The following is an 8,637-nucleotide window of genomic DNA, read 5'->3' as shown; positions in this document are numbered from 1 at the left end:
CAAAAACGTCCGCTCTAAAGTGCACGTCAGAGCAGCCTTGAGATGCATTCATCCCCGGCGTGAACGCCGGGGCTTTCTGCAAGAGTCCCGGTAAGGCGCGGGTCCGCGAGGTTCGCCGTCGGCTCGCGGAGGAGGGGCCTTCCTGGACGAGGGATCGCGACGCGGACTTCGAGACGGTCACGGTGCCCGAAGGCGATTGTGACCGGCTGCGCGACCTGCTGATCTCCGAGGGCGCGCCGACGGTTGTCGAGGTCGGTCTCGCGTACGCCAGTTCCGCGCTCGCGATCGGTGAGGCACTGATCACTGTCGACTCGGCGCACCCCCGGCACGTCATCGTCGACCCGTTTCAAGAAAGTGAGTGGTCCAACGCCGGCTGGGACCTGCTGTGCTCTGCCGGGCTGGACTCGATCGCCTCGCTCATGCTCACTCCCTCGTCGCTGGCACTCCCGCAACTCCTCACCGAGGGTCTCGTCGCCGACGCGGCGTTCGTGGACGGCAGTCACCGGTTCCATGAGGTTTTCGTCGATCTCTACTTCCTGCGAAAGATCGTTCGACCTGGCGGCTTGATCGTCATCGACGACGACTGGGCACCGTCAGTGCGAACGGCCCTGCACTACTACCAGCGGAACCTGGGATGGACGGAGGTTCCCGACGCCTTCGCCGGCGAAACCGTGGAGATGGTTGGCGCCAGTCCCCAAGCCGAGTCAAGGACTCGCTGCAAGGCCCTGCGCTTGCCTGACCCCTCGTTCGAACCGCCCTTCGAAGAGTTCCACCCGTTCTGAGACCACTGCCAGGGTCGGGCAGCCCTGAGCGGCGAAGCGGCTTCCCCATGGAGGAATCGAGCCGTTGCGGGCTCCCGCGGAGCGGCCACAGGCGGCTCCGGCGCGGGGTCGCCGTGTCAGGGGCTGAAGGTGGGTGCGGAGGAACGCGGATGCGCGACCGGTGGCACGCTCACTGGACCAGATCGGCGACTGGTGGTCGCTGCTCATCATCCGGGACGCCCTGGACGGCGCGCGCCGCTTCACCGAGTTCCAAAAGCGTCTTGGCCTGGCCAAGAACATCCTCAGCGCACGGCTGAGCAAACTCGTCTCCCATGGCATCCTCCGCCTGGAGCCCGCGTCCGACGGCAGCGTCTACCAGGAGTACGTCCTCACCGAGAAGGGCGAGTCACTGCGCATTGTGCTGCTCGCCTTTGCGCCAACGGGGCCAGGACTTCCTCTTCGCCCCGGACGAGCGGCCCATGCCGCTCGTGGAGAAGCAGGGCGGCACGCCGGTGGCCCGACTTGAAATCACCCTCCCGAGCGGGCGCGTGCTGCAACCGCATGAGGTGGGAGTCCTCAAGGATTCGGACAACTGGCATCCTCTCACGGGCGTTGAGCCTCTGCCGCGATGGCGAGCGCGCGCCGAGCCGCTGGTCGTCGGTCGGACGGTCGGTGGACCACGGCTCACAGTCGGTGGTCCAGGTCGGCTCCGGCATGTTCTCCATGAGGGCGAGCATGCGAGGTGCGGCCGGTGAGCGCAGCCGGTCCCGCGGGTCGCCGCCCGGGATCGTGGCACGGGGACAGGAGGCGCCAGCCCGCCAAGCAACGCACGTCCGACCAGCCACTCGATCAGTGGCGATGTCCACGCCGGGCGCGGCCGGATTCCGCCGCTTCTCAGCGCTCGTTGGCCCCCGCGAGGCCCGCCGTCCCGGGACCGGCGGGCCAGCGCCCGGGAGGGCGCCGTCGCGAGGTAAACGGAACGTACGCTTCCGCCGGCCGAACCGGAAGCCTCATGGCCGTGTGCTACGGCTCACATCCCCCCGTCCAGGTCGCGGACGCGCTCGTCTCCCCGCCGTGTCCGGAGGCGGCGGGGCCGTCGTCATGCGGTGGATGGCTGCGGCGGAACAGCAGGGGGCGCCGATTCAGTGGCGGCCTGCCGCTCGCGGAGTTCGGCGAGCAGCGAAGGATTGACGATCGAGAGGACGACCTCGATGTGCTTGCTGTCGGCGGCATCCCAGAGGACGTCGCGGGCTTCGCGATACTTCGCGGCCAGCCGGTCGCGCTTCTCGGTGGGGAGCTGGGCGGTCCGGTCGGGGTGGCTGTTGTGCGCGTTGTCGGCGATCTTCACCAGGGTTGCGTCCCGGTTGCCGGTGATGCGCTCGATTTTCTCGCCGTACGGAACACCGGGCTGGTTGGTCACAGCTTCCACGACGGAGACGACATGAGCCGGGATACCGACTGCCCGCAACCGCCCCGCCGTCCAGTCGGTGTCCTCGATCACGTCGTGCAGCAGACCGGCCATCACCAACTCGGGGCCGAACGGCGCGAGTCCGGCGGCGACCGCGCGAACATGCTCGATATAAGGGACGCCGATCTTGTCGACCTGGCCGGCGTGCGCTTCCGCCGCGAAGTTGTCGACATCCTCGACCGTCTGCATGTGTGCTCTCTTCGTCCGATGGTCGTTCGGTGGGCCACCCTCATGGTGGGGACTCCTCGTCCGGGCACACCAGGTCCGCGCCGGCTTCGAGCGCGCGCCGCGACCCACGCCTGCCCGACGGCGCGTAGGTGAGTCAGCACCACGCTGCCAGGCACCCGGGGCCGACCGGTGAGGGTCAGCCACGGGCGCGGAGGCTGGCTTCTTCGAGGTCGAGTTCGCGCTGGATCCGGCGCCGGGTGGCGTTGCTGATCTTGTTCGCTTCGTAGAGGCGCTGGAGTTCGGCCACCTCGATGGCGATGAGCGTCCGGCGTATCTCGCGATAGGCATCGGCAGGACGGGCGTCCGGGTCGCTGTAGTGGGCGTCGTCGGCCTGGTGTACGCGCGCTTCCAGCTGGCGACGGGCCTGCTTCAACGCCGTCTCGGCCGCGATACCCAGATCGGCGAACTGATCCGGATCGCCCAGCTGTTTGAGCTCTTCGAGAGCGACGTGGGCGATGCGTCGGCGGGTCCGTGCCTCTTCGCGGGCGGTGTGCTCCGGTTCCAGAGCGATGCCGGAGCGGCGGACGATGGGGGCGAGAGTGAAACCCTGGAAGATGAGGGTGAGCGCGATGGTCCCGGTGGTGAGCGTGAGGATGAGCGCTCGGTGTGGCAGTGGCGCCCCCGTGTCGGTGGTCAGAGGGATGGAGAGCGCGGCGGCCAGCGGCATGACGCCTCGGGTGCCCGCCCAGGACAAGACGGCCGGAACGCGCCAGGAAAGCCGCCTGGTGCCCTCCTGGTGCCGGAAATGGATCAGGGCGGACAGCGGGAAGACCCACAGCAGGCGGATCGCCAGCACGGTGAAGGCGATCACCGGCACCCACAGCGGCCAGCCGTGCTCGTCACGCGCGAGCTGACGGACGACGGAGGGGAGCTCGAGTCCGATGAGCGCGAAGACGACGCTCTCCAGCAGGAAGGACACGGTGTCGTAGACGGCGTGGACCTGGAGGCGGATGGGGGCGTTGCTGAGCTTGTGACCGGAGCTGCCGAGGACAACCCCGGACACGATGACGGCGGTCACGCCGGAGGTGTGCGACTGCTCGGCGATGACGTACGAGGCGTACGGAGTGACCAATGCGATGACGGTCTCCAGGATGGGGTCCTCGGTCCGACGGCGGATGAGGGCCACCACCATGGCGACCGCCGCGCCGATGAGGGCTCCTCCGCCTCCCAGGACCAGGAACTGCTCGACAGTCCCGGCCACGGTGATGGCGCTGCCGGACACCGCGGTGACCACGGCGACCTTGTACAGGACCAGGGACGTGGCGTCGTTGAACAGGCTTTCCGCCTGCACCATGGCCTGCACGCGCGGTGGGAGACGCAGGCGCCGGCCGAGCGCGGTGACGGCCACCGGGTCCGTGCTGGCCAGGACAGAGCCGAGGATGAACGCGGTCGCGACGGTGAGCGGGGTGATCGCCCGGGCGACGTACCCGACCGCGACGGCCGAGGCGAGGACCAGGCCGAAGACCAGACCGGTCACGGGCCGCCAGACGGTACGCAGGTCGCGGACCGAGATTTCCCCGGCCGAGGCGAACAGCAGGGGCGGCAACACCAGCACGTTGATCACATGAGGCGGCAGGCGAACCTCGGGCACCCACGGCATCAGCCCGACGATCAGACCGGCAATGACGAGGAGCGAGGGGGCGGGCAGGCTCCAGCGTCGGGCACCGGTCGCCACAGCGGTGGCCAGGACCACGAGCAGCAGAATGACGGTCAGGCCGGTCATGGAGCGTCCCCGATGGGTTACGGCTGGTGACCCCCCTCTGACCAGGTACTTTCTCAAGGTAACCGACCCCTGGCGGTGATGCAGCCGAGGAGGCCGCAACCGTACCGGGCGCGGCAGTCGTTGCGCTGGGACCCCTGCCAAGGGCCCAGGCCACGTATCGCACGCCATCCCCGGCGGTTCCCCACTTCGCCTGCCACCGCGGCGCCCAGATGGCGCGCGCGAGGGCGAGTTGCCGGACCGGCCTTTGGTCGCCTACCCCAGCGCCAAACGGGCGGCCCGCATCCTCACCCTGATCGTGGACGGATTGCGGGCCACATCCGCTGTGGTGTGTGCCCGTGCCCAGGTGGGGAACTTGATTCGCCCGGGTGCGGTCCTGGTGAGAGGAGCCCACGTGACAGCGTCGACGTCACCGGCAGGCGGTCGGAACCCGGGCGCACAGGAGGCCGGGTACGAGCCGGACCCGCGCCGGTGGCGGGCGCTGTGGGTCACCCTGGTGGCCGGCTTCATGAGCCTGCTGGACGTGACGATCGTGGCGGTCGCCCTTCCCACCATCCAGCGCGATCTGCACGCCTCCCCCGCCCAGGTGCAGTGGGTGGTGTCCGGATACGCCCTCACCTTCGCCCTCGCCCTCGTCACCGCCGGGCGCCTCGGTGACGCCCTGGACCGGCGCCGTATCTTTCTGCTGGCCCTCAGCGGCTTCGTGATCTTCAGTGCGGCGTGCGGAGCGGCCCCCGACATCACGCTGCTGGTGGTGGCCCGCCTCGCCCAGGGCCTGGCGGCCGGCTTCATGGCCCCCCAGAACTCCGCGCTCATCCAGCAGTTGTTCCGCGGCTCCGAACGCGGCCGCGCCTTCGGCTTCTTCGGCGCCACCGTCGGCATCTCCTCCGCCGCGGGGCCCATCACCGGAGGCGTCATCCTCGCCCTGGCCTCCGGCGCCCAGGGCTGGCGGTGGATTTTCTACGTCAATGTGCCCATCGGCATCCTCGCCGTCCTGCTCGGCCGCCGCCTGCTGCCCCGCACCGGGCGGTCCGGCCGGGGACATGTGGACCTCCCCGGTGTCCTGCTCCTCGGCCTCGGCGTCCTCGCGCTCATGTACCCGCTGGTCCAGGCGGACTCCGGCGGCATCGGCCGCCTGTGGTGGCTGTTCCTCGTCGGCGCCGCGGTCCTCGCCGTCTTCACCCGGTGGCAGCACCGCCTCGTCGCCCGGGGCATCCAGCCGCTGCTCGACCCGCGCCTGTTCTCCACCGTGCGCGGCTACGCCGTCGGCGCCGGCGTCGGCACGCTGTACTTCATCGGCTTCAGCGGCATCTGGCTGGTCTTCGCCCTCTTCTACCAGCACGGCCTCGGCTTCTCCCCGCTCCGGTCCGGCCTCGCGGTGACCCCCTTCGCCATCGGCTCGGCGAGCGCGGCCGTGGTCTCCGGCCGGCTGGTGGACCGGTTCGGCCGCCTCCTCACCGTGTGGGGTCTCGCGGGTGTGATCGTCGGCCTGGCCGGCACGGCGCTCCTGCTGCGCCTCGCACCCCTCGACATCGCTCCCTGGATCGCCGCCCCGCTGCTGTTCCTGGGCGGCATCGGCGGCGGCTTCGTGGTCTCCCCCAACATCACCATGACCCTGCGGGACGTGCCCGTTCGCATGGCGGGCGCGGCGGGCGGCGCGCTGCAGACCGGCCAGCGCCTCGGCGCCGCGGTGGGCACCGCCGCCCTGCCCGGCCTCTTCTACGTGGTACTCGGCAGGAGCGACGACTACCGCGACGCCCTCGTCACCGCCCTGGGCGCCGCCCTGGTCGGCATGGTGGCGTCCCTGGCCCTGGCGACGTCCGACTGGCGACACGACCGGCGGACGCGTCGGCCCCACCGGAAGTGCCCGGACGAGGTCGCCAACACCCCGGTGCACTGCCGGCAGACTTGACGGGCCCCTCCCGCAGCTCTTCAGGCCAGTTCCGGGCGGCCCTTGGGATGCGCGACACCGTGGTGGGCCTCCGGGACCAGTCGTGTCAGGAGCGGCGTGGGTTCGCGCCCAGGGCGGTCGCCGTGGCCACCAGCGCCGCGCCGAGGCCGGTCAGTGCACCTCCCAGGCCCGTGACCAGCGCGGTGAGGTGCCAGGCCTGGTAGGCCGACAGCAGCGAGCCGCGCAGCGTCTCGCCCATGAAGGCGGTCTGACGGAGCTGCACGAGTTTCTCGTCGTCGTTGCCGGTGGCGTGCAGTTCTTCGGTGATCTCGGCGTAGGTGCGGCCGCCGGTCGCCTGGACGACATGGTCCTTGATCAGCTCGGCGTAGGCGTGGGCCTGGGGGCCGGTCTCCACACTCTGCCCGGCGAAGGGAACGAGGTGGACGGGTAGCCCGTGGCCGGGGAACGTGATCTTTTGTGCGGCCAGTTCGCTACGGATCTCCTTCCGGCCCTTGCGACCCTGAAGAACCATGACGGGGCCGGCGGCCATCAGAGCCGCGCCGACCGTCCCTACCAGCGCGCCGGTCCAGCGGTGCGCTCTGTCCATGATGTGCCTTCCTTCGTTCGTCGTTGTGAGGGCGGATACGGCTGGTGCCGCACGTGCGGGGCGCGCCGGCGTCCGAGGAGTGCGCGGGCGCCCGCGGTGGAGCCGGTCAGCGATGGCTGAGGCCCAGCCGCCAGGCCTCGGGGCCGCGCAGCACGTACTCGACATCGAAGCGGCCGGGGTCACGCTGTTCGGTCTGCGCGAGCAGCAGCAGCGGTTCATGCGGGTCGATGGGCACCATGGAGCTGCCGGCCCGCACGGCGTCGAGTGCGCCCAAGGCCGTGGCACAGCACAGGACATGGGGGACGGACCGTACGTCCGGTTCGGGCACGGTCTGCTCCTCCGCACCGCCGCAGCCGCAACCACCGCTCTCCTCCTCCTCGCCCGATATGTCGCTCAGTGTCTCAGTAGTCCGGGATCCCGGAGCGGCGTCGGCGGGCGTGTCCCGCGCAAGCCGGTAGTGCAACGGCGGCCCGCTCAGCATCCCCACCCGCAATCCGAACCTCGTCACCCGCGCACAGCGGGACGTGCCCGCCGTACAGGTCGCCCCCGCACCGGAGGAACGCGTCCTCGCCCCCGCCGCGCCGAGCCGCCGACGCACCCGAGCGCCCCGCGCCGGCCCTGAGGATGGGCAGGGGGGATGACGGCGTCGGTCCCGCGTTCTTCCGTGCCCTCGCGCTCAAGGGCGCCTACGCCACCGAGGCCCTCGAGGCCGCCGATCCGCCCGGCCACATCGCCGCGTACGACGACGACCGCGTGGCCACCCGCTGCGTGCGCACCGGCCGGCCCATCCTGATCCCCCACGCCGATGGCCACGACCTGAGGTGCGTCGCCCGGGACGACCATGCCGCCACGCTGCTGGCCCGCGCCGGAGTGCACTCCTACATGGCCGTCCCGCTCACCGCACGCGCCACCGTCCTCGGCTTCCTGGGGCTGACCCGCGCCCGCGATCCACGGCCCTTCGACGAGGACGATCTCGGCATCGCCACCGAACTGGCCTCCCGCACCGCGGTGTGCATCGACAACGCCCGCGCCCACCAGAGCGTGCGCAACGCCGCCGAGACCCTGCAGCGCAGCCTGCTCCCCCACCACCCGCCCCACCTGCCCGGTCTGCAGGTCGCTTCCCGGTACCAGCCCGCACAGGCCGCCTACGAAATCGGCGGTGACTGGTACGACGTCCTCCCGCTGGGCGGCGACAGGACGGCTCTCGTCGTGGGCGATGTCATGGGCAGCGGCATCGACGCCGCCGCGGCCATGGGCCGTCTGCGCACCGCCACCGCCGCCTTCGCCGGCCTCGACCTCGACCCCATCCGCGTCCTCGAGCAACTCGACACGATCACCTCCGGACTGGAGCAGTACATCGCCACCTGCCTCTACGCCGCCTACGATCCCCACCGTGGTGAGTGCCACATTGCCAACGCCGGCCACCTGCCCCCCGTCCTCGTTCGCCGCGGAAACCATCCCCACCTGCTCGACCTGCCCACCGGCACCCCACTCGGCGTCGGCGGCGTCCCCTTCGAGACCACCACCGTCAGCCTCGACCTGGGCGACCAGCTGGTCCTCTACACCGACGGACTGGTCGAAACCCGCCACCACCCCATCGACGAACGCCTCGACACGCTCCTCCGCGTCCTCGACGCACCCGACTGCCCGCTGGAAGACACCTGCGACCGTCTCCTGCACGATCTCCGGCAGCCCGACGACCACGACGACGTCGCCCTGCTGATCGCCCGCAGACTGTCGTTCGCCCCAGAAGGTGCCCAGCGTCTCCGCTAGCCTCCGGTGAAACGCCACTGTCGGTGCGGCGGATGCGAGGCGATGGCGGACGATCGGCAAGACCGGAGCCCTTCCACGCCCCCGGTGAGCGGTACCTAGTGAGCCGGTCCGGAGATCCTGTCGCAGTAGCGGCAGATGCGGTCGATGATCTGGTCTGCGGTCTTGGTCCACTTGAAGGGGCGGGCCTGT

At 70.5% G+C, this 8,637-nt stretch carries 7 protein-coding genes and 1 pseudogene; 4 read left to right on the top strand and 4 right to left on the bottom strand.

Features of this window, described 5'->3' with window-relative positions; all coding sequences use genetic code 11:
• The first annotated feature begins 59 nt into the window (after positions 1–59).
• A complete protein-coding gene (locus tag ACIP94_RS38305; RefSeq protein WP_402436734.1) occupies positions 60–782 on the top strand; it encodes a class I SAM-dependent methyltransferase in 723 nt (240 codons plus the stop codon).
• 160 nt (positions 783–942) lie between these two features.
• The gene (locus tag ACIP94_RS38300; RefSeq protein ID WP_402436731.1) at positions 943–1,287 is read left to right on the top strand and encodes a winged helix-turn-helix transcriptional regulator; all 345 of its coding nucleotides are present in this window, start codon (positions 943–945) and stop codon (positions 1,285–1,287) included.
• Positions 1,288–1,860: 573 nt separating this feature from the next.
• On the opposite strand, the gene ACIP94_RS38295 is transcribed toward ACIP94_RS38300, so the two are convergent.
• Positions 1,861–2,418, bottom strand: coding sequence for an HD domain-containing protein (locus tag ACIP94_RS38295; protein WP_402436729.1), 558 nt, complete (start codon positions 2,416–2,418; stop codon positions 1,861–1,863).
• 175 nt (positions 2,419–2,593) lie between these two features.
• Positions 2,594–4,180 (bottom strand): Na+/H+ antiporter, encoded by a 1,587-nt coding sequence (locus ACIP94_RS38290; protein ID WP_402436726.1) that lies wholly within the window; start codon positions 4,178–4,180, stop codon positions 2,594–2,596.
• Between the two features lie 391 nt (positions 4,181–4,571).
• Here ACIP94_RS38290 and ACIP94_RS38285 point away from each other — a divergent pair, with 391 nt between their 5' ends.
• A complete protein-coding gene (locus ACIP94_RS38285; protein ID WP_402436723.1) occupies positions 4,572–6,089 on the top strand; it encodes an MFS transporter in 1,518 nt (505 codons plus the stop codon).
• 85 nt (positions 6,090–6,174) lie between these two features.
• On the opposite strand, the gene ACIP94_RS38280 is transcribed toward ACIP94_RS38285, so the two are convergent.
• Together ACIP94_RS38280 and ACIP94_RS38275 are read right to left on the bottom strand one after the other, a co-directional pair.
• Positions 6,175–6,675: a hypothetical protein gene (locus ACIP94_RS38280; RefSeq protein WP_402436721.1), complete on the bottom strand. Its 501-nt coding sequence runs from the start codon at positions 6,673–6,675 to the stop codon at positions 6,175–6,177.
• 106 nt (positions 6,676–6,781) lie between these two features.
• Positions 6,782–7,183 carry a DUF2249 domain-containing protein gene (locus ACIP94_RS38275; protein ID WP_402436718.1) on the bottom strand — a complete coding sequence of 134 codons (402 nt, stop codon included), beginning with the start codon at positions 7,181–7,183 and terminating at the stop codon, positions 6,782–6,784.
• 140 nt (positions 7,184–7,323) lie between these two features.
• Between ACIP94_RS38275 and ACIP94_RS38270 the strand changes: the two are divergent.
• Positions 7,324–8,448 (top strand): annotated as a pseudogene (locus ACIP94_RS38270) (PP2C family protein-serine/threonine phosphatase); the annotation flags it as partial.
• Positions 8,449–8,637 lie beyond the last annotated feature (189 nt).

The organism is Streptomyces sp. NPDC093261, from assembly GCF_044753645.1.
In the GTDB taxonomy this organism is placed as follows: domain Bacteria; phylum Actinomycetota; class Actinomycetes; order Streptomycetales; family Streptomycetaceae; genus Streptomyces.
The sequence above is the reverse complement of the archived record's forward strand: the minus strand, read 5'-3'. Positions and strand labels throughout refer to the sequence as shown.

Excerpts from the sequence above, each read along its gene's own strand:
- ACIP94_RS38295 (WP_402436729.1), bottom strand. The coding sequence starts at position 2,418 with ATGCAGACGGTCGAGGATGTCGACAACTTCGCGGCGGAAGCGCACGCC.
- ACIP94_RS38290 (WP_402436726.1), bottom strand. The coding sequence starts at position 4,180 with ATGACCGGCCTGACCGTCATTCTGCTGCTCGTGGTCCTGGCCACCGCT.
- ACIP94_RS38280 (WP_402436721.1), bottom strand. The coding sequence starts at position 6,675 with ATGGACAGAGCGCACCGCTGGACCGGCGCGCTGGTAGGGACGGTCGGC.